Annotated in this window: 22 protein-coding genes; 19 read left to right on the forward strand and 3 right to left on the reverse strand. The window is 40.8% G+C overall.

The genetic code is table 11. From position 1 onward, the window contains the following. Positions 1-52: 52 nt before the first annotated feature. From SBI19_RS10410 to SBI19_RS10485, 16 genes are all read left to right on the forward strand, one after another. On the forward strand, positions 53-322 hold the full coding sequence (locus SBI19_RS10410; RefSeq protein ID WP_317967725.1) for a hypothetical protein: 270 nt from the start codon (positions 53-55) through the stop codon (positions 320-322). A gap of 99 nt (positions 323-421) precedes the next feature. Then, on the forward strand, positions 422-829 hold the full coding sequence (locus SBI19_RS10415) for a hypothetical protein (RefSeq protein ID WP_317967727.1): 408 nt from the start codon (positions 422-424) through the stop codon (positions 827-829). A 315-nt stretch (positions 830-1,144) separates the two neighbouring features. After that, the gene (locus SBI19_RS10420) at positions 1,145-1,816 is read left to right on the forward strand and encodes a hypothetical protein (protein ID WP_317967729.1); all 672 of its coding nucleotides are present in this window, start codon (positions 1,145-1,147) and stop codon (positions 1,814-1,816) included. A 156-nt stretch (positions 1,817-1,972) separates the two neighbouring features. Next, positions 1,973-2,644, forward strand: coding sequence for a GNAT family N-acetyltransferase (locus SBI19_RS10425; RefSeq protein ID WP_317967731.1), 672 nt, complete (start codon positions 1,973-1,975; stop codon positions 2,642-2,644). Between the two features lie 42 nt (positions 2,645-2,686). Next, entirely contained in the window at positions 2,687-4,156 is a 1,470-nt protein-coding gene (locus tag SBI19_RS10430) for a protein kinase domain-containing protein (RefSeq protein ID WP_317967733.1), read from the forward strand. Between the two features lie 220 nt (positions 4,157-4,376). Continuing rightward, complete coding sequence (locus tag SBI19_RS10435; RefSeq protein ID WP_317967735.1) at positions 4,377-5,192, forward strand: YkgJ family cysteine cluster protein; 816 nt, start codon at positions 4,377-4,379, stop codon at positions 5,190-5,192. A 534-nt stretch (positions 5,193-5,726) separates the two neighbouring features. Continuing rightward, positions 5,727-6,626: a hypothetical protein gene (locus SBI19_RS10440; RefSeq protein ID WP_317967737.1), complete on the forward strand. Its 900-nt coding sequence runs from the start codon at positions 5,727-5,729 to the stop codon at positions 6,624-6,626. Continuing rightward, positions 6,616-7,116 carry a helix-turn-helix domain-containing protein gene (locus tag SBI19_RS10445; protein ID WP_317967739.1) on the forward strand — a complete coding sequence of 167 codons (501 nt, stop codon included), beginning with the start codon at positions 6,616-6,618 and terminating at the stop codon, positions 7,114-7,116. Before SBI19_RS10440 ends, SBI19_RS10445 begins: the two co-directional genes overlap by 11 nt. Beyond that, positions 7,113-7,601: an excisionase family DNA-binding protein gene (locus SBI19_RS10450; protein WP_317967741.1), complete on the forward strand. Its 489-nt coding sequence runs from the start codon at positions 7,113-7,115 to the stop codon at positions 7,599-7,601. The genes SBI19_RS10445 and SBI19_RS10450 overlap by 4 nt, the downstream gene beginning before the upstream one ends. 21 nt (positions 7,602-7,622) lie before the next feature. Continuing rightward, positions 7,623-8,759 (forward strand): hypothetical protein, encoded by a 1,137-nt coding sequence (locus SBI19_RS10455; RefSeq protein WP_317967743.1) that lies wholly within the window; start codon positions 7,623-7,625, stop codon positions 8,757-8,759. A 63-nt stretch (positions 8,760-8,822) separates the two neighbouring features. Continuing rightward, entirely contained in the window at positions 8,823-9,818 is a 996-nt protein-coding gene (locus SBI19_RS10460; protein ID WP_317967745.1) for a DUF4365 domain-containing protein, read from the forward strand. Between the two features lie 264 nt (positions 9,819-10,082). Continuing rightward, positions 10,083-11,042, forward strand: coding sequence for an amidoligase family protein (locus tag SBI19_RS10465; RefSeq protein WP_317967747.1), 960 nt, complete (start codon positions 10,083-10,085; stop codon positions 11,040-11,042). Positions 11,043-11,072: 30 nt separating this feature from the next. Then, positions 11,073-11,738 carry a gamma-glutamylcyclotransferase family protein gene (locus SBI19_RS10470; protein WP_317967749.1) on the forward strand — a complete coding sequence of 222 codons (666 nt, stop codon included), beginning with the start codon at positions 11,073-11,075 and terminating at the stop codon, positions 11,736-11,738. Beyond that, positions 11,735-12,007, forward strand: coding sequence for a hypothetical protein (locus SBI19_RS10475; protein WP_317967751.1), 273 nt, complete (start codon positions 11,735-11,737; stop codon positions 12,005-12,007). Before SBI19_RS10470 ends, SBI19_RS10475 begins: the two co-directional genes overlap by 4 nt. 237 nt (positions 12,008-12,244) lie before the next feature. Continuing rightward, positions 12,245-15,709, forward strand: a complete 3,465-nt coding sequence (locus SBI19_RS10480; protein ID WP_317967753.1) for a MucBP domain-containing protein — start codon at positions 12,245-12,247, stop codon at positions 15,707-15,709. A 223-nt stretch (positions 15,710-15,932) separates the two neighbouring features. Further along, complete coding sequence (locus tag SBI19_RS10485) at positions 15,933-16,877, forward strand: hypothetical protein (protein WP_317967755.1); 945 nt, start codon at positions 15,933-15,935, stop codon at positions 16,875-16,877. A gap of 99 nt (positions 16,878-16,976) precedes the next feature. Here the strand turns inward: SBI19_RS10485 and SBI19_RS10490 are convergent, their stop codons facing one another. Beyond that, the gene (locus tag SBI19_RS10490; protein WP_317967848.1) at positions 16,977-17,672 is read right to left on the reverse strand and encodes a helix-turn-helix domain-containing protein; all 696 of its coding nucleotides are present in this window, start codon (positions 17,670-17,672) and stop codon (positions 16,977-16,979) included. A 204-nt stretch (positions 17,673-17,876) separates the two neighbouring features. Next, entirely contained in the window at positions 17,877-18,080 is a 204-nt protein-coding gene (locus SBI19_RS10495) for a helix-turn-helix domain-containing protein (RefSeq protein WP_317967757.1), read from the reverse strand. A gap of 183 nt (positions 18,081-18,263) precedes the next feature. On the opposite strand from SBI19_RS10495, the gene SBI19_RS10500 reads away from it, so the two are divergent. From SBI19_RS10500 to SBI19_RS10510, 3 genes are all read left to right on the forward strand, one after another. Beyond that, positions 18,264-19,604: a stalk domain-containing protein gene (locus tag SBI19_RS10500; protein WP_317967759.1), complete on the forward strand. Its 1,341-nt coding sequence runs from the start codon at positions 18,264-18,266 to the stop codon at positions 19,602-19,604. A 134-nt stretch (positions 19,605-19,738) separates the two neighbouring features. Beyond that, a complete protein-coding gene (locus tag SBI19_RS10505; protein ID WP_317967761.1) occupies positions 19,739-20,455 on the forward strand; it encodes a hypothetical protein in 717 nt (238 codons plus the stop codon). 71 nt (positions 20,456-20,526) lie between these two features. Further along, the gene (locus tag SBI19_RS10510; protein WP_317967763.1) at positions 20,527-21,411 is read left to right on the forward strand and encodes a DUF5677 domain-containing protein; all 885 of its coding nucleotides are present in this window, start codon (positions 20,527-20,529) and stop codon (positions 21,409-21,411) included. Positions 21,412-21,529: 118 nt separating this feature from the next. Here SBI19_RS10510 and SBI19_RS10515 read toward each other — a convergent pair whose 3' ends face one another. Next, positions 21,530-21,958 carry a GIY-YIG nuclease family protein gene (locus SBI19_RS10515; RefSeq protein ID WP_317967765.1) on the reverse strand — a complete coding sequence of 143 codons (429 nt, stop codon included), beginning with the start codon at positions 21,956-21,958 and terminating at the stop codon, positions 21,530-21,532. Positions 21,959-22,034 lie beyond the last annotated feature (76 nt).

The raw sequence follows: 22,034 nt of genomic DNA on the forward strand, positions 1-22,034 counted from the left end.
CGGGCGAAGTCTGCGGTTTTTTGTGTTCAATAACAATTTGGAGGCGTTGTAGATGAGTTGTGTATTTTGCCAGAAGGAAGCTGAAATGCTGTTCAATCATTTAACCCATGACATGGGTTCACTTTGCATGGAGGATTACATGAAGCTCCACGGTTCCTGCGGGGTATGTAGTGCGAGCTTCATGCCGCCAGAGGTTCTTCCCGACACAGATTATCGTATCGAAGCCAAATTCATCAGTACGGGAAACAAGATTATCATGGTATGCGACCAATGCTATGGTGCGATCAAGATGAAGTTTTCCATTATGTTCGAGGAGGGGTAAGTGCGAATCAGCATTTGACTTTCTGTCTCTTTGACTGTTCAATTACAGATAATAACTAAGGTCAAGTGGAAATCAATGATGTATCGAGGAGGCAGGAAGATGTTTATCATTGAAGCTCACAATGGTAGCCGAACTTGGATATCGGGTATCCTTCAAGATGAGGAAGCGGCGAAGGATTATTTTAATTCAATCCCCGAAGACTTGAAGAAATTCCAGAGTATCATTTCGGTAAGCACACTATCTTATCCGTTCTACATTGTTGAGGGGCGGAAATCCTTCAGATACTTGAACCGAGCCGATGTTGAAGGTCTTTTCGACAGAATCAGTAAATTGGACGATGAGGATCATGTTTACTTCAACCTCTACTTTATCATTCAGGATTATCGTCACTCGGAGCCAGGGTTAGATAATATGGGGATCTTGAATCACATGCACATCGACAACCGGTTCCTTATGAATTATCAACGATACGGGATGGACTTATTGGTAAGGAACAGGATGGCGTAGTTCTCTCCGCAACTGCTCGGATCGGGGTAGATCTGGGCGAATTTCATGATCCAACTGGTGATCTAAATACATGCTAAGTGGAGCAGATAATTCGAACGTGCCAGCTCCTTTCAGATAGCTCCATGTGCGCCACATCCCCGCAAATGGGGCATTTTGTTTGGATCACCCGATCACCAACCAGAGATTGAATGCTTGGAATCCTCTGATTAATCGGTAGTCTATCCTATTCTGTAGATTTCTGTCGACTTTATGGAAGGTATTAGGAACTAACCTATAGAAATTATAAAGTAAGTCTTTTTAGAATGAGGGTCGAGCATGATACAAGGAAAAATGAAATCGATTTTGATCGGTGCAATTAATAAAGCTGAGACTGAGACATTTAGGCGAGTTTCTAAAGGTCGCCTAAACGGAGAGGAAAATATTACAGCAGCATTGCTAGCTCTAATAGAGTCCAAATGTTCTGATGTTTTGGAGAAATATAACAATGTGAGTGATAGATTCCAATATGAGGTAATATCTAAAGACTTTCCTAAGAATACAATGGAGCCTGTAGTCGGTGCAGATTTTGCAATTTCCTTACGTAAATTCAATGTCTGGAGGGGTAACGAAAAGGAAGTGCTAATAAAGAGTCTCCTAGTGCAAGCGAAGTTGCCCTCTAACAACGATTATGGGAAATTGAAAGAGCAAATTGGTTTCATGGAGAGAATCACAAAAGAATCCTACGTTGCTGTGTATGATGTTAGTGAAGATCGGGTGTTCCTTGCAAAATATATTGATGTTATAGCAGCTAACTATCGTGCGTCGAATGTGCCAAAGGAGAAAAGATTTACACTCGGTGACTTTTTCTCGGATATATTTGTTTGCAAGAAAGCTGAGGTTGGATTCGATGCAAGTAACCTTAAGAACAAAGAAGATGTGCTTGCCTACATTCCAGGTCATGAATTTGATCAGCAAATAGAGTTCATTGTAAAAGAGGCTATCGAATGATTGTATTAGGGTCTTTATAGTTAGATATCTGGGACAGCCATTATGCGCTGTCTCTTTTTTCTGTAGATTTCTGTCGACTTAATGGAAGGTATTAGGATGTAGGCTGTTGAATTATGGAGTACAGACGCGGCTTCGGGCTATAAGGGGGTTCCTGCTTTGAAAGATGAAGATCAGCGGGTTAACGAGGAGAAGTTAAAGATAATGGATGTCCTGAAAGGTCTATTTGGCGAGAGCGATTCGCTCGATGATCTGAAGCGAATGCGTAATTATAAGCCGATCCCTTTGAAGCGGAAAAGTGATATCGAATACGAGGTTAAGTATCAATCGTCTCAGATTGAGGGTGAAGGTCATCGTGTCCTCAATGTCGTGACCAACAAGTATAACGAACAAGTCATCATATATCGATTGTATTACGATGACGATCAAGACGATATCAATATCAATTTGCGTATTCGGATCATTACAGATAAGGGCGTAAAGCTGGCTGACCCCAATATCTACTTGCACGTATTTCAAGAGGAACAGCGTATTGAGATAGCAGACATTCGTATCGAGGGTGCTCACGTTAATCGCGGCTACGGTTCCATCGTCATGAACGAGATCTTGAAGCTCGCTCACCAGTTAGGTATCAAGTTCATCGACGGTTGGATTTCCGGTGTCGATTGGGGTCACATTGAACGGTCGGCTCACTTCTATCGGAAGTTCGGATTCGATGTCGAGCTAAATGAGGGGGCTGGAAAGATCCTCTGGTTGAATGAGGAACTTGGGGCTACTCGGGAAGCGTTTGAGCTTTTATCGAAAGCAGATACATTTGAATTCAATAAGTAGTCACATCACTCCCAATTCAATGGAAGTTTAAGGAGGGATATTGTGTTATCGGAGCAGAACTATATAAAAATCCTAAGTTATCTCGATAAGCGACTATGGGATGGTAAGATCTCAGATACCAACTGGCAGTATTATGGTCTTGTTTTGGATTGGTATTTTGATAATTCTGTACTGAGTGCTGAGTACTTGGATATTGCTGACTTCTTTGACCAGAATGGTGGTCTTAGAATAGTAGAAGACCAGTATTTAGTTGACCAATACAGTGGATTGCCGAACAATAAGTGGTTACATGTGCTGCAAAATATTTTGAACATTCTCAAGTTCTCCTCGATAAATAAAGAACAAAGTAACAACGTAATTGAACTCATCACAAAAGTATTATTGAGAGACAACGTAAAGGTTAGAAATCCAGATGCGGGAGACATCATTTTAGCTCCTAACGACATTTTGGATTATGGCTCTTACTGTAATATTGTGCGGGTTAGGGAAGGGGTTTTAAGGAAAGAGCTGCAGCCCCATTTTCAAAATGATGAAAAGCTTCAAAAACGCATGAGATATGAATTTGAAAATATGCAGAAGCTTGAAGGTTGCCCACAAATTCTGAATGTGTATGAATACGATTCGGACAACCATTCGTATTTGATGGAACAAGGGGATAAAAATCTCTTTAAGTACTTAGAAGAAGAGTTCGATCTCTCTGTTGAAGATAAGCTGAAAATCGTATTGTATATTCTGAACGGTATGGCATATGCTCATGAGCAAGGTATCATTCATCGTGATCTTCATTTAGGAAATATATTAAAGATTAAGAATGATTTTGTGATCTGCGACTTTGGGTTAAGTAAGGACTTATCTATTGAACGCAGCATGAAGTCGTCGATGACGGAGAAGAACAATCATCTTTTTGTTGATCCAGCCGCAGGTACAGACTTTACCAAATTGGATCTGAAAAGTGATATATACTCTATTGGCAAAATTATTGATTATATCTTCACCTTAAATTCAGAAGATCCTAATCATATGTTTAAGACTGTAGTTGAACGGTGTATGGCAAGGGATAAGTCATTAAGGTATGACTCGGTTAAAGAGATACTTAAGGATTTTGACTTCGTTATCAATAGTGTAAATAAAGAGGAGAACAAACAAAACTCCATAAATAATATTCTGAATGCTAAGTATAATGCCCAAGTGCATGAGTATGTAATGGCTTTGGTGGATGCAGATAAGATCAGTAAGTTTATAGTGGAACATCGACTGTCATCGTTTGGAAAACTGATCTTGAATTTTGGAGTTATTTATCAAACAAGGATTTTACAATCGATATCACAAACTTTTGTTAATGCAACTGGATATGGTGGATGGGGTAACTACGATATTTTTGCTAATATATCTTACCATTTGTGTATCACTTCTAAAGATGTGGAAGTAAAACAACTCGCTAGAAGCATCCTAGAAGAATGCGCGGGGATCAGGTATTCTGCAAAGGATTTGTTAGACAGGTTACCAGACTAGAGTTACAGTGAGGTTAGAAGCATTAGGTGCAGATATTAGCTAGGAAGCCGATGACTGGTCATCGGGTATTACTCAAACAAGGAGTCGAGTAGATTGCTGCTCGGCTCTTTCCATTTTAGTGGGGTTAAGCCTCTGTAGGTCTATCACCCTACAGGAGAAGGGATTTAGTCATATTTTGGCGAATATTTACTGGCGGAATTATACATGTTGGAGGTAGTTTATGGCTAAGAAAGAACGTTGCTTCTGTGGAAGCGGGAAGGCTTCGAAAAATTGTCATCGGGTTGCTTCTGACAGTCGTGCGGCACACCTATTCAAACTTTATGAGCAAGTTGAAACTACAGTTGAATCATATTTTAAGCATACCGATAATTCCCACGAGTGTTTCTCGGGATGTAATAATTGTTGCAGCGATTTCTTTACAGTCTCAGAGGTTGAACTTGAGATAATCATGGATGAAATTCATACTACATGGACTGAGCAGGAAATTATTAACCTATATAAAAAAGTGATGGATAATGTCCGGGATTTTCAAGCTGAACATCCAGATCTAGATAATGCAATCCAGACCCAGCTTGATTACGAGGGCAACTTAAATAAGTTCAAATCGTTTAAAGGTGGTAAAACTAGAACAAGCTTCCGATGTCCGCTTCTTAACGAGGAAAATGGAAGGTGTTCAGTCTATAGCAAACGTCCAATGGTTTGTAGAACGCATGGAACCACTCATTTTAAGTTAGACGAAAAGCTGAATTCAATAGAGAGTACAGTGTGTGAATATATCCCGAGTCGATTACAAAATAATGATATTACACCTGATGTGACTGACTTACAGACAAAGTATGAGGAAGTAGTAAACGTCACAGCTAAGCAGGGATCGCTATATATTCGGAAACTCCCACTATTTTACGGTATTTATACTTTTGCTTCGATGCAGCGGTTTAATCCTATCAAGCCAACGGTTGTAAACCGACACAATTTAGATATGTCGATCCAAGAAAGCAACTTGATGCAGCTTAAAAAGGCAGCGGCTATAAAGTGAGTTACAAGGGAGTTACGGTATGGGGCATGGAAAGCTAATCTTCATTAGACGAAGTCGGATCAATAGCAATACGAAGCTGATTAGAGATGAGTGGGATTATTACTTCGACCTCAATAACATAAGGGTTAGAGTTAATGATTTTGATCTAAAGGGTAAATCCGTAAGCTTTTATTTTCATGTAGGTAATTGCCATGTCTTTAAAGATCCCTCGAAGGGGTGCTCATTATTTCTTCAAGGTCTAGAAGATTTAGATAAGCACAAAGATACAGATAAATCGAATCCCAAGCATTGTCCATATGTTAATCAGCTAATGATGAAAGAACCGGAGCGCATGTTTCCGATAAATCTATACAAGTATAAATGTGGTCATTACAGTACAGGTCAAGGGCAACACAGGTTTTGTATTTCTGGCACATTAGGTAGAAACATCCCTATAGTGATTTTGGGGTTTGAAAATCATTTGGATTGTGGTTCATGTTCGGAGGAAGGTTTTTATACTTTCAAAAGCTTTTAATTCAATTGAAGGAGATACTCATGTATACGATAAATCTGTTTGAATCATCTATGCACTCTAATCACTTGAACAACAATACATTCATAAAGTTTGAGTTCGACTTGAGAGTTTCTGATAACATTCAGTTTTTCGATATTGTGATGTCGGATCAAACACACAGGCTTCAAAACATTTTAGACATTCAGGTATCTGCTAAGTCTAATTCCACTTTCTTGAAGAAAGCTGTCGGTGAAATCCAACCCAATATTAGGGTGTTCAATCAAAGCACCGGTTATAGAGAATGGGAATGGATTTTCGATTCCAATGATATCTCCGCTCTCGAAGGGGTTCGATCTGGCGACTTGCACTTTAGTATTGAAGTAAAAGCACTTGTCGAAGTACGGGAAAACGGAAATAAGATCATTCAGATAACCGGCAGCCAGCAAATAAAGATATCTGAATCAGACTGGATTCGGTTCATCCGACAATTTGGGTATTCCACGAAATACGGAATGACACTTCCCTCATCATTGCTAAATGATACGAGTTGGACTCAAGCGTATGAGCATCTCGAATTAGCCAGAGAACATATGCAGAGGGGATTTACTTATGACGCCCTTCGCCAATGTCTCTCAATTATTGAATCATATACCGACGTCGGAAATGGACGAGGTGGTCCTTACATGGCTAAGTCATGGGAAATGTTTCTGGAAGATGTTACAGATCAAAAGAAAAGTGGGATTATTGGATTGTTGACTGGTGTATCAACCTATCTCAATAAGATTGGACACCACCGTAACTCAGCACATAGGGAGAACGGGAATCTCCCTCCAGTAGCTGTTGACCAGTATGAAGCAGAGTTATTGCTCGGTATTTCACAGCTTGTGGTTACATATTTGGAAAAGTTAAAACCTAACGGAGGTAATGCAAATGTCCGTTAGAAAAGTAACACTAACCGTAAAAGAAGTCTCCGAGATGTTGGGTATATCAAGTGCAAAAATATATGAAATGGTCAGAACAAAGCAAATTCCCAGCATCAAGGTAGGTAGTAGAGTTGTTTTTCACGAGGAAGTACTACGTGAGTGGATGGGAGCAGCGACTGTCTCGCCAAGAGGACCACTGTTAACCCCCTTACCTTCTGACCGAAGTGATTCAGATGATCAGCTATCTGGAACGCGATATGAAATGCATTTATCGAGTGAGACTATTCGCTTTATCCAAACAGTCTTAGAAATTCAAGAAGCTGACATCAAAAAGCACTTAGACGAGGTATTCGAAGAAAGTGCAACTAAAAGCGTTTATTATAAAGATAGACCTGAGGATTTAGAAAAGCGTAGGTTGTATGCCCAGCGTAGATACCACGCTTTAATTCTTGCTCTTGATGAAATTGATCGTGAATTTGTTAGAGCTCAACGGCGAGAACTCAAATGATTGGTTATGTTCTTAGAGGTGAAGAGGAAGCGAAGAAGTGGTATGACAAACATATGTATGTTAAAGAAGCTGCCGAGTATTTAGGGCTCTCTAAATACTTAATTCGCAAAATGGTAAAGGAAAATAAAATTCCTTACACTAAGAGTTACAGGGATATCTCTTTTCATAAGGCGATTCTTGATTCCTGGATGCGTGGCGATTTTATTCCAGGTAGAGTTGCTTTAATTCTTGATGATGGATGTATTGACTATGACCATAGAGATGCACTTAGTGAACATTACCGAAGATACCCTGAGCTAGTTGAAATGAAACACGAGATATCGCTAACTTTATCCAACGATGATTATCACATTGAAGTTCGTGATGACGGGGTATCTATTTCAATTAAATCAGCATTAGGTTCGGTATCTTCGCAAATGTTTCTCAACAATCAAGTTATTGATCACCTTTTGCATATTGTAAACGCAAAAAGATCAACAGAATAAGTAAGGAAGAGGTTCAATGTTATGAACCCATATATTCTCGATAGCTCCTTACTTGAGGAGTTTAGGCAAGCCTTAAGCGATCATGACGATTTCCTAATTAACACATACAGCAACTACAACGGCAAGAACCTATGGAGCCTGATCTGCTCTGCGAAGGACTGGCTCTCCGTCAGTGTGAATGGTTTGCCGTACATCGACTTGAACCACTCTCATGACGATGTTCGCTCATTGAATGTTCTGCAACTGATCACGACATACGATATTGTCCTTCAATCCATCGAGCAGCTCCATCGTGTGTTCGAGATGGAGTACCCGCTAAAGAAGGACGATTCGGTATTCAATGCGGCTGTTCCTGACGATGCGTATTTCGCGCAGATCCGGGCATGCTTCGGGGCGCATCCGGTCGACTTAAGGAGTGCTGATGGAACAAAGAGTACGGACAAGTACTTCGCTTCTTGGTCTAGCGATATCAGCAGCAGCATCGGGGGTAACGATGATTATTCGGTGTATCTCTACAGCAACAATCCCGATACGGTTCAACCTATTCGCTTCTCAATGAGCTTCGCCAAAATTCATGAGTATACGATTAAACGATACTCTCTCTTATCGAACATAATCAGCGTAATTGAGAAAAAGAAAGGTGTCTTTGTCGAGGAGCAGCAGCGGCAGGAGATCGGGCGCAGCGCCGATGTTGTCGAGCAGCTCCAAATTCTTTTGAAGGAGAACAGTACTCGAATTCGTGAGGGTGATGGGTATCATTATGACATCCAGACGCTGATCGAGCTGTTCACTGCTCCACAAGACTTCCCCGAGCAGGAACGGCAAGAAGTAGCACAATACCTGAATGCATTGCATGTCTTGGTTGATGAGCTATACGAAGCGTTCCAGAGCATGTCCTTCGGTGAAGATGGTATGGAGCATGGACACCTTCTGCATTCGAGATCCGCTAAGTTCAACGGGCTACACTACGATTTGGAGAAAGTGTTCGAGTATCTGAATAATCCGTATTTCAGGGCTGATCGAGTCGACTATCACCTTAGGCGTCTTATCAGTGAAGGGGTTCTACCGCCCTACGTTAGTCGGCAGACTAACAAGCTCGACCTGCAACTCTTGCTCTTGGCTAGGCTTTCAGATCCTTATAGGGCGCAAAAGTTATAGTAGTGGGTAAAATCAAATAATCTAGGCTGTTGTCTAAGAATAAGTAAGTTGAAAGGAGATTGTATGGAACCTCAATTACCAAAAGTACATCAAAACACTAAGAAGGGTAATGTAGCAGTTGCCCTTCTTGAGAGTGTATTATCAAGATTTTCTATTGTTAATACGATTCCTGTAGAAAAAGATATCGGCATAGATTTACATGTTGAGTTATTGAATGGCGATACACCAAACGGATTTTGTTTTAATGCACAGTGTAAAGGTAAAGACGAAGTAGAGATCGATGAGCAAGCGATTACTATACCTATAAAGATTTCAACAATAAATTACTGGTTGTTACATAAAGAGCCCACTTTTTTGTTTGTAGTCGATATAGATAGCCTGAGTATTTTTTGGTGTTATCCATACGAGCAAATATCAGAGAGACTCGAGGAGCTACAGCAACAGAAGACTGTGAACATACATGTTGATAAAAAGTCTGTGTTCTCTCTTGGTATTAAAGAGGTACCTGTAGAGATAGTGGAGGTTATTAATAATTTTGACTATAAGTTATTTGAAGCCCTGTCCCATTCAGTTAGTCATACTTTCTTAGAGAATGCCGGCAAGCAGCAAGGTTCACTGAAAGATAGACTGTTGGCGTTTAAAGACTCTGCTGAGCTGTTAAAGGAAAACTTAGCAGCGATAATTGATCGTCAGCGTGATCAGTTTATCCTTGGTCAAACTAAGGTTCTTTTGGAAAAGTTTCGATTTGTTTTTCGCTGGTTGGATGCAGAATCAAGTTTTGTTTACCCATATACTAGCGGTAAAAAGATACGTGATGCTGAAGGTTTTGTTGAAAATTCGACAGTTGGAGAATTTATTGATGTTGTTCACTCTAGCATTAATGCTTATGAAAGACAGACAACCGAAGGGAATTTTAATATTCTGATAGCTAATTTGGAAAAACTAAACGAATTAAATATGGATTTATCATTCTTTCTTAGAGAAATCTTATATGAAATGAACCCATATGCCGACTTTGAATATTTAGTTAAAGACTACCTTGACGATTTAGAGAGTTAAATTCGTTGTTGCAGCGGAACATTTTGCTAGCTATTTTGCTTTACTTTCATTATACAGATGACCTGAAAACCACCTTACCACAAGGTGGTTTTTATTTTTCCAACCCAGGCTGTAATCCCCGAAAATCCCCGTAAAAATCGGACTTATGATAACTTTTCTGAACAATTTTTTCAAATTCCTTAGAAAACCGCCCTTTTGGTGCAAAGAAAAGCTGAGAAAAAACATTAAACATAGGAAGTGATTTTTCGCTTAGGAGGGTTGTATTTGCAAGTTAAGTTTAATGACCTGACTATGGGTATAGAGATTGAGTTTAGTGGAATAACACGACTTCAAGCCACCCAAGTCCTAGTGGGGTATTTTGGAACCACCTACGTTAGATACGGCGGGTGGGAAAATGAAGAATTTACCGTAATAGATCAACAGTCCCGAATCTGGCAGATAGTAAAGGACAACTCTGTCGACGCTCAGCGTAAAGGGGAAGGTAGTAGTCTCATCCCCGCAACAGAGGATTATAAATGCGAAATGGTGTCGCCTATATTGGAGTATGCCGATATTCCAACCCTTCTCGGGGTAGTCGCAGCCCTTAAGCTGGAAGGGGCAATAACCGGCGCAAACTGCGGAATTCACGTCCACATTGGCTCCGAGCTATTCAATGCGAAGTCATTGAGAACATTATGTAATTTGGTTTACAGGCATCAGTATCTGCTATCGACAGCCCTCAGCGTTAGAGAGTCGCGCAAGCTCCAGTACTGCGCCGATCTTTCGGAGGAATTCATCGAGAAGCTGAACAAAGTTAAACCGCAAACATTTGAAGAGTGGAACGAGGTCTGGTATTCGGGGTTCAATGCGCTCGAGTCGACCCGATCCCTGAGAAGGAACGAGACGCGCTACCGAATATTAAATTTACATAACTTGTTGTCGGGCAGATTTAAGGCGGTTGAGTTTAGATTATTTAATGGCTCCCTTGATATAGTTCGAATCAAGTCGTACATCCAGCTTTGTTTACTTATCACAGACAAAGCCCTTCGAAGTAAGAAGGCTATAACTCGAATCGCCATGTCGGATAACGATCGCTTCACATTTCGGGTATCATTGCTCAAATTGAACGCCATTGGCTCAGATTATCGCGATATGCGCTTATTGCTCTTAAAGCAACTGAGCGGCGATTCTGGCAGACGCCGACCTAATCCCAAACTAGAACCGGTATTAAGCAACATTACATAAATCCAAACCATTCCGAAAGGTTGATTAAATATGAGTAAGCGAATTTTGGTTGCAGCATTTGGTGTTCTGATGAATTCCAAAGAAATGAAACGTCATGAGATTGATGCATATGGAGTGGCGAAAGGGGTAATTGAGAGGCACGACTTAGAATTTCGAGGTCTCCCCTCAAAACCTCAAGGGCAACCTACAATTATTGAAAAGCCTCATTATATAGGCTCACGTTACCAAGTTCCGGTATTGATTTGGTCGATCCCCGAAGAGAATGAGGACATGCTTGATGAAGTCGAGAGTTACAATATTGGAAAGTTCATTAAAAAGCACCTTCCGGTAAGGATCGATGCTCTCACCGCGGAAGGGGTAATGGATGGGGTTCCGAGCGATGAAGTAACTGCTCTTGTCTATATCCCAGATGGGGATCGTATTTCTAAGCAACTGACCTTGCCTGACATTAATCTTATGTTTTCTGCATACCAGGAGCACGGTATCGACACTGCTATTCTAGTTATTGCAGCTATCGCGGCGAGAACAGCTTATGAGGAACGAGAGTTTGAGGCTTATGAAAAAATTAAGGAGTGTTTACAGTCGACTAAACTTGATGGAGAAAATCCTGAGATAGTTAGCCATATCCTGATCACTAAGCGGTTGCTAGGAATAGATACGGCAAAATTTCCGTTTGGAAAGGGTGACGAAAATTGAAATTCGTGAAGACCCCAGGAATTGAGCGAGTTGGTTGTAAGGACTGGAAACTGACGATCTCCATCGTCATAAGGTTGTTCAAGGATAAAGAACATTTCATCTCATTTGAGCCAAGAGCCGGCCGAAAGACGCGAATCACCGATGGGAATGAGAACGAGTTAGCGATAGTCGACAAGTTGCTTTTTCCCGATGACGTGAAGGTATGGGCGATCTATGGGGACGATGAAGAAAATGAGTATTATACTTTCCTTCTTCCCGAGGAGTACTAACTGGGTATCTTCTGAATTTTGCTTCTTTACCGAGACTTCGAACTAAATCCATTCATAAATAAGTCTCAAAAGCGCAGCTCCCTTAATGGGGTAAGCTGCGCTTTTACTATTTCTTCCTCAATACGGTTTAACTTTATTTCCGCTCGACCAAAGTCATTTTCTATTTCAACAGCTATGAAGGGAGTTTGTTTATAGCTGTATAGAAGTAAAAAGCTTGGCTAAGGGAGAGATGTTGGGATGAAGAAGCAAGCAACTGCCGCAATTTTGGCAACTACAATAATTCTGAGTACTGTCAACATAGGAGGTATGGCATTTGCTGATGATGTTGGAGGATCATCGAGTGCTGTTACAGATGCGGTATACGGCGGTAGTACGGTAACTGGTGATGTATATGGAGTTCCTCAGCCAGTAATGATGACTGTATCCACCCCGCAAGATGAACTAGCACAATTCCAAGCAGGTCAGGATGTAGTAATTAGAGATCTTTTTGCTGATCAAAACTTGGCAACTTACTTTGCACAATGGCTTACCCAAAGTGGACTAGTGAAGGATGTTAACAGTACCCTGAACAAAACCGAGCTTCAAGGGGTAAACAAGGATCTTTATACATTTAATGCTTCTGGTAGAGGCATTACAAGCTTGATCGGTATGCAGGTATTCGATGCAACTACAGGAACACCTTCTAATATTAATCTCTCAGGTAACGCTCTGACGTCTACCGAGGGTCTTGAGGGTGTAGAGTTTGCGGTCAGTCTTAATTTAGGCGAAAACCGACTGCCCGATGTTGAAGGTTTGCGGAATCTCAAGTCCGTTCAGAAATTATATCTACAAAATAACGAGATAACCTCTGTCTCGGGTTTGAGAAATTTGCAGTATGTAAGGGATATTATAAACCTTAAGAATAATAAATTGATTAACCTTAACGGATTAAATAATATCCATCCGTCGAAGACTAGTGAATTCGGTCCAGATATCTATTCCCGAACCTTTGACTTTAGTAACAACAAGTTGACTGATATTTCAGGGATCGGGCAGTTAATTAAGGTTGGGACATTGCTTTTGAATTCCAATGAGTTAACCGATGTGAACCCACTTAGCAATCTTACGACAGTTACAAATACATTGGATGTAAACACGAATTTTCTTACTGATCTGAAAGGGTTAAAAGAAACACTAAGTATTAAGAATTTTGTTGCATACTCCAATTACATCTCGAGTGTAGCATCGAGAGTTCCTTTTACTACGACAATGAGTAGTAATCTCGATCCGCAGAATGGTTTTCAGTTTAAACAGGACTTTGTATCGAAAACGGTAAACGTCGAGTACAGGGAAGCAGGAACAGATAGGCTCCTTGACTCTGAAACCTTTACCGATGTCTCTGTCGGGGTAGATAACATTTATCAACCTAAAATCATTACTGGCTATACGGTTGATGATGCAACGGAGCAAACAGTGCTATTTAACAGCAATTATAATCAACCGGACATGTACAAAGTATTTGTCAGCAAAACAGGTGCAATTTCAAATTCTCGGAAGGATACGATTTCGAGCTACACACTACAACCTGCTGATACCAGTATCTTAGCGTTCGATACCACTCTAAAGAAGTTAAGTGCTGTTGGCACAGGCACAACTGATGTAGCGGTTTATCAAAATGGGGTATCCCTGGGATCATATCCCGCAACGGTTCAAGTAGCTGATATCACCAATACCCGAACACTAACGTTTTACTATAACAAGGATGTAGTTCAAACACATACCCTTGAGGTTTCTAAAATAGGTAACGGCACAACGTCTCCTGCCGCGGACGGCACAACGTCAACTTTTAATGAATTAGAGCCTGTGACATTGACTGCTACTCCTGCCGCGGACTCTGATTTCGTAAAATGGACAGTTAATGGGACAGATTACACTACCACAACACTTCCGGTCACGATGGACACGGACAAGGTAGCGGTAGCTCATTTCGCCAAAGCGAAGGGGACAATTACCGTTAAGTATATCGATAGATTTGGGGTTGATCTGCTCCCACCTGCTGTGCAGCAGTACGAAGTTGGAACACATAACTTCACTGCAAAGCCGGTAGATGGTTACATTCTGAGCACTCCTGCAACGGCTTTAGTCACCTTGACTAAAAACGAGTCTAAAACAGTTACCTTCCAATACACGAAGGAAAGAGGAACCATCACCGTTCGGTATATCGATGAAGACGGTAATGAATTGCTTCCTTCGAAGGTCAATTCGTTCGATATCGGTAGCTATACCTTTAATGCTAATGATATTACGGGGTATGATTTGACTTCTCCTGCAGTTCTAACAATTACAATCGGGAAAGACGAGTCCAAAACAGTAACCTTCCAATATGCCAAGATTAAGGGGCAGCTAAATATTGAGTTCCTTGATCAAGACACGAACAGTCCGGTGCAGGGCAAAGTCGTATTGAACAATCTGCCGCTTGGAGAGCAATCTTATACAGCAGATGCTGAGGTGGAGACATCGGAAGGGGTGTTCAAGCTAGTTGGCAACGCAATTCAAAAGGCGATTCTGACAGTGGAGCAGAAGATCCAGTCGCTAACCTTCTTCTATAGGAAGCAAACGGTTGAGGCTCCAACACCAACGCCTACACCAGAACCTATCCCTACGCCAACACCAGATCCTGAGCCTGTTCCGACACCAACGCCAGAACCTGAACCGACACCAGTGCCAAAGCTAGATCCGACACCTACACCTACACCTACACCTACACCTACACCAAAACCGGAGCCGCCAGTAGTAATTGAACAAACACCTAAACCGCCAGTTATTGTAACACCGATTCAGAAGCCAGAACCGCCAGTTGTTAATCCGACACCTAAGCCAACTCCTACTCCAGTTGTTGTAGTAGACGAGGAAAAACCAGTCCCACCGCAGCGTGTGGTAGTTGTAGAAGCGAAGCCAGAGCCGATTAAGCAAGATGTTAAGCCGAATCCTATCATCGGGACGGTGTTCGGGGTAGTTAAAGATTCAAATGGCAAGCCGCTTGCTGGAGTCCAGGTCGAATTGCACTCAAATCCTCGAATCACGTATACAGATGCAAACGGCAATTATAGTTTTGATAATGTCGAGCTTGGAAAGCATACAGTTCTGCTTAAGACAAGCCCTTTGACTGGGGAAAAAGACATCATCATTGACGTTGTCGTCTACAAGGATTATACGGATATGCATTCAGCTCATACGGTTTCTTCCCTCAAAGACACAACTGAGGTAATACAGGGGTTGGAGCTCAGCGAGAAGGTTAGTAAACAACGGATCGATTTCGTGATCGAGCCAATCGAGAAACCGGAAGAGAAACCAGAAATTAAGCAAGATCCGACTCCGACACCAACGCAAGATCCGGAAGTACCAGAGAAGACTGCGCCAGAAAAGGAAATTCCGATTAAGTACTTCCTTCCATTCATTCTGTTGGTCATACTGCCATTCTTGAGACGGAACGTGGTGGTGTATAACGCCCAAGGGTTGAAGATTAAGAAAATGAGAGTTAAACCAAAAGAAGAGACAATCATTGATCTGACTGGTTTAGCAGCTGAGGAGTTCGAGATTGTATTCAAGTATCCGAAGCAATTCGCTGATAAGAGTATCCAAATTAAGTTTGATGAGTGCATGTCAGAAGTGGTAAAGCTCCAAGAGGATCAAAGCAGCATTAACTTTAGTCCAGAAGAGTAAAGAAGCCAGGAAGCACCCGCCCGAGCGCGAGGTGCTTTTCTTTTGTCTTATCAGGGGTAAACCATAACCAAAATTCTTGAGCTTTGTATTCGCGGCAGATTATTTGGTCAGCTGGTTCACTCAAGATCTAAAATTTTATTCCGTATAGGTGACGAAGGAAACTGCTTTAACACTTTGTTTCAGAGAAAGTTTATTTTAAGTACGAGGGAGGAGAGTGAAAATAATGAGTACAATTACAAGGCAATTTACCGGTATCACTAACTTAGATGATAATAACGATCTATCTTTTCAGTTGTTTGAAGACGGATCAGCTGGGGTTGATCTTGGTCTTGGTGCAGCTGCCCCGAGCAACCTAAATATAGATGCATCGCCATGCAAGAAGGAAGTTCCTGTTCAGCCTAATACACTGATTTCTTTAGAGCAACCAGAGCAAACCCACCTATCCACCCGACCAGATGTGGAGGAGGTTGTTGTAGAAATGAAGCCCGAGGAAAAATCAAAGGCAGCGGAAGGGATCCTTCATCAAACTGAACTCGAATCCGCATTTACAGGTCTTTCAATTCATAATGAGCATGAAGAGCTTGCTAACCCAATTCAAATCGATTTTGGCAAACTGCTTGAGAAGAGTAAGGAGAATTTCGATGACTTTCGGGCAATCTTGAAACAACCGACCATTAAGGATGCAGATTTCATACCAAAACATACTCGCCAGCAAGGAACGCTCTTATTTGAGGATGAGGTTGATGACGCGCCATTGATGGAAGTTATAGCTCAATTTGAGACTGAGTATAAAGAAAAGACCACTAAGGTAAAGTACGTCGATAAAGTCACGACAGCCGACCGAGCCGGTAAAGCTGTAAACTGGTGGACTCAGACCTTTATTGTGATGCCGACAAGTTGGATCTTCAAAAGATTGCATAATGGGGTTCGTGATCTTGTTTATGGATTCTTGAAAGTTTTGATGTGGGTAGCAGCAATTTTTACATTGTCTGTCTTTTTGACTGCATGGGTAAATCACCAAGAAGGGACAGCACTTACCTTAAGTGAAGTTTTGAATTCTTATGAAATCTTCAAGGGGTATGCAGTTAAGGCTTTTCAAGACTTACCAGGAACAATAAGGGCGGTAAAGGATTTTGTTCGACAGCTGTTAGAAGTAACAGATAAGTAAATTCACTTGATGCGAGGGGATGGTTTCATTGTGCGAGCTGCTACATATATTGAAGCTTCAAGAAATTAACACAAACCCGCCAGATCGATCTGGCGGGTTTTACTGTGGCTTTGCCTTAATTAATTCATTCCCGTTAATGTCTAACAATTCGTATGCTTTCCCGATCATCTCTTTATCTTGTCCATACAGATGTACAGATCTATCTAAAATGCCGCTTGTGGCAGTAACATGATTCATTTGCTGGACCATAAACTCCGAATTGCAAAGGACAACAACTTTATTGCTATACGCTGTCATTTCCCTTTGGAACAAAACAGCTTTTTCAGCAACTTCCGGTGAGTATACTGCAGGTAGTCCATCACCAGACTTCATATCGCGGTGGTCGACGAATACACTCAATTCACCTTTACCGTAGGCATTGCATATTCCCAAAAGAGTCTTTGAAATATGATCTACATGCTCTCCAGTGAGTAAGCCACTTATCTGAAAAGATAAGATCTTCTTTTCGTTATCAACTTGATACTTAAAACGTTTGGATAGTGGGACGGAAATATCTTTGTGTTGATATGCAGGGGTATTCGAAAAGCGTTCCCCCGAGAACATGAAGGCGACCGATACTTGGAGAGCTGCCGCTATTTTCTCTATGTTCATGATACTGATATTCCGTTCTCCCCGTTCAACACCCGATATATACGTCCGATCCAAACCAGCTCTATATGCCAAAAATTCCTGAGACATACCACTTCTGGCTCGAAGTTCTCTAACTCGTTGTCCAAACTCCACACGAATATCCACCAATGAATCTTTGCCCCCAATCATTACCATGAGTCTATGATTATTATAGGTCATAGGAATCAAAAATTGTAGGGTTTTGTCATCTTTTAGGAGGAGTGTGACTCAAAGTCGACAGACTCATTTCTGGGGAATGTGTATGATTAAGACGAAAAAGCCATCTGCATGTATCAGATGACTTGTAGTTGTTCACTATCATTGAGAGTATTATACCGATGGTCGTCTATCCATCCATTCATCAATTTTACGAGGATCAACATTAATCACTTCACAGATATGTAAAGCAATGTTTACAGTGGGCGCGGTTAATCCATGTTCAATGTTCTGATAATGTTTAAGCGATATGTTAACAGCACGGCTTACTTTTTCTTGAGTCAGTCCACTCTTTTCACGGGCATCCTTTAATTTCACAGAGAGAAACAACTCCTTGCATTGTTTCCCTCATGGTAGCTAATGCGTGAAGTTAATTTAACAAATTATAATTGGCGAAGTATAGTTCAAATAATATACTTATGAAGGTATCAAAAAACCGGTATTTTGCTCGATATATGTCGGAATCTACAAAATAACATCCAATTCGCAATGGAGGCAAGTATGAAGATTAAATATTATATCCCTAAGAAAATTAAAGCTATATTAGCTCTTGCGGTTATATTAGGGGGTCAAACAGCTCTTGCTCAAGCAGTACATGTTGCTCCAATAGTGCAAGTAGCTTCTGCAGCAACCAACACTGTAACGGTTGACGGTTACGAGTACTCCAAGGAGGTAGCTGAAGCACTAACTTACCTCAACGATATTCGTAAGAAAGCAGGACTAACAGAAGTAAAGTTAAATCCTTTTCTTGTGAAGGCTTCAGAAAACCATGCAAATTACTTAGAGATAAACAACATGACAACTCTTGAAACTTTCTCTCACAGGGAAGTATCGACGAATAAGGGTTACACTGGAGAAAAGGCTAGAGATCGTGCAACTGCAGTAGGTGCAGGATCTACATTCCAGTACCATTCGTTCGATGAGGGTATTTTTATGCAAACTACAAGCATTAAGAAATCCATTGACACCTCTCTCGGTATGGCGTACCACAGAGACGCACTGGTAAACCCTAACTTGGATCAGATAGGTGCGGCAATTAAAGGGAACACTGTTGTTTTTGTCTACACCATTAAAGGGCAGAACAAAACAACCGCTGTCTACCCTTACAACGGTCAAACAAATGTACCACTTTCGTTTAATGGTGCGTTGGAGGCTCCCAACCCACTGAAGCAGTTCGGAGTAAGTAAGTCAGGTTTTGTTATCTCTTACAAGGAGTACGATTCACCTCTATCTGTAAAGGCAACCCTTAAAAATAGCAAAGGCGAGTCGGTAGATTTTTATCTGGAGAACGCAAAGGACAGGGGCTATATGACTTGGTTCCTATACCCCAAGAAGGACTTGTCACCTAATGAAACTTATACTGTAGCTGTCAATAACACTACTTGGTCTTTCACTACTGTATCGAACGGTACAACTTCACCTACCACTCCAACAGCACCGACTGGTCCAATTGTTAACGAGAAGCCACCACGGAAGTTCAACGCTAACGATGTAGGCGTTCGTCTTAATGGCAAGTACATTGAAGTAACTCCAAAGGCAAAAGTCATTGACGGAAGCACATTCTTCCCCTTGCGTGGGGTATTGGAGAAAATGGGTGCTTCCTTGACTTGGAACGGTCAAACGCAAGAGGTTTCGATCATCGCTCCAAACTTGAGCATGATGCTTAAGATCGGTAAATCGCAAGCCCTTGTAAACCAAAAGATTGTTCAGTTGTCTGCAGCACCTTTCATTTCGGCAGAAGGTTCAACTTACGTTCCTTTGAGATTTATCTCTGAGACCTTAGGTGCTAAAGTTTCATGGGAACCTGATACGTATACGGCAGTAATCGATACACTAGAATAATGTGGCTTCTTAAGGAGGGTCGAGCCTTTAAGTGCTCGACTTCTTTAAATTTACTGACTTAAGAAGGAGTGACAAGAAGAGGAAGCGAATATTTATAAAGGAACTACGAGACTAGAGTCTTAAGGAGTCAGATAATGGGGCTTTCAGTATATAGAATTGATACCGGATTGATCGGTAAGATTTTTGGTTTTCTTCGTGAAACCGATATTCCGACTGCTGTAGGAGTCGCGGGAGCTACCTCTTTGTCAAAACGTATTGGATTGTCACTTTCTGATTTAATGAACTTTGAAAATCATTTTGTAATTAACTCAGAAGATGAACTCAAACGCTTTGAGAACCCACTGGGCAACTCATGGAGTAAATCGGCTAGTCAGTATTATATTCGACATCCCAAAAAATCAAGGGAGCGGCAGCTGATTGAGGCAGAAAAGTTTCATGAGTACATATACAGGGAGCAGATATCGGATATAGTAGCTTTTTTAAGAGCTAATCTTTCAATAAAGCACCTTACTATATCTTCAACAGCGGAAACAGACTTTTCGGCTTTTGCCAATCTGCCGATTGATGACTTGAAAATTGAGGGCAAGGCAGAAGTGAAACTTTTCTCTAAGAAGGAACTGGTCATTAATTGTCCTGAAGGATTGAAAATATCCGAGAAGAGGAAAGAGTATGTATGGATCAATGACTTTCAAGAGTTGTTGACAGTTGTAGACGGGTTTCAAGGTGGAGACTTCCGACACACGATTGAGATATCAAATTCGTTTGGTATGACTGCGAAGGAAGCTAAGCTCCTTGGAATAGAGCTTTCTTGGCTCAACAAACGTAAGTTCGAGATAAGATTTAGCTGTTAAGAGTGGAGTCGATACCTAAGGGTGTCAACTCCGTTGATATATTGGTTATTCTTTGTGAGGTGGGAGAGTATATGGATAACGAAAACTCCACGAAACATATTAAAAATAATGAAGTTCAATATTATTATGATAAGGTGTTACAAAAAGTTTCTACAAATATCAGAGAAAAGTACAATTCTGGTGACTATTTCAGTTTAGGACAAGAGGGCATGTACATATCCTTAGTAATGTTTGATAAGTACAAAATTCAATTTTATAGTGCTATTTCATTGACTTATAAATGTACTCAAAATCCGTTCAATCAGTTTGAATACCTAGATATTGCTTCGATTCATGCGATAATAAGATCTTGTTATGAAACCTTTTTAACATTTCAATACATCTATATGCAACCTGAAGTAATTGGTCAGCACGAGATTAAAGAGTTTAAGATGAGCAGAGAATCGTTTTTCAAAAGTTTGCAGTTAAAAATTTTATTATACAAATTTGAGGGATATAAGCAGTCCGTTTCAGGCTTTTCATCACTACCTGAAGAGCTAAGAAAAAACAAGAAGGTCTCTGAAGAATACAGAGTTAAAATACTGGACAATGAAATCATTAAAACCTTTAGTGATGAACAAAAAAATGATATCTTAGATAATTGGAAGCCCTCTTGGAATAAGATAGCTTCAAAGACTGAGTTGAGTACATGGAATTCAAAAAATATGTATAATATACTTTCTCAACATAGTCATAATGCTTATACAAGTTTGATGTTATTAGACAAACATTATAGAAATTTGGATGAATTCAATAAAGAAGCAATGCTCGTACAGTTATATGAATTTACTGCAATTTTAGTCAATAACTTAGTGAAACTTTTTCATATAGATGGTAGTATTTTTGATAAAGATGAAATTGCTTTACTAAATGAGTTTTATTCCTTAGCTCATAAGAATCCGAATGACACTCTATAGCTGTATGTCTCGAATAACGGGGCTTAGCAGTAGAAGCAGCATATCGTGAAAAAAATTGAAGCATGGCACCTGCATCAGGGGTTGCCATGCTTTTTGCATTATTATCCCGATTCATAAATCACTTCATGCTCAGAGACACGGAGTAAATCGGCTTTAACAGAGAGTTGAGATAATCTTCAAGACAGCCGCGCAGAGTAATTTCTTCGATCACGTAAAATCGGAGTAAGTAATTATCCGCGATATATTCATTGAGTTCATCCATTGTAGTGACGGGGGTATGCTTTCGGGTTTTCTTAAGCCCGAGCAAGGCATCCCGCAGACTCGATTTTCCTTTCCCATTCAAATGGACATCAAAAACGCGATCCCGGAGATCACCGGACTTCCCAACATAAACACATTCATCTTGGTCGATGGTAGTGAAGGCGTAAACCCCGCCCTTTTTTGGAAACGCGTATCGTTCCAGGGTTCGTATCTCGACAGGTTTCAGCTTAATGAACATGTCAGCGAGCTGTTCAAGTTGAAGCTTCCATTGGGGGTCTATCAGCATTTGCATCACTCCGAAGTTACAGTTTTAACAATTTTATTATCCAATGAAACCTATCCGTATTTCAAGACATGTTAGA

The organism is Paenibacillus sp. CCS19 (genome assembly GCF_033239625.1).
In the GTDB taxonomy this organism is placed as follows: domain Bacteria; phylum Bacillota; class Bacilli; order Paenibacillales; family Paenibacillaceae; genus Paenibacillus_T.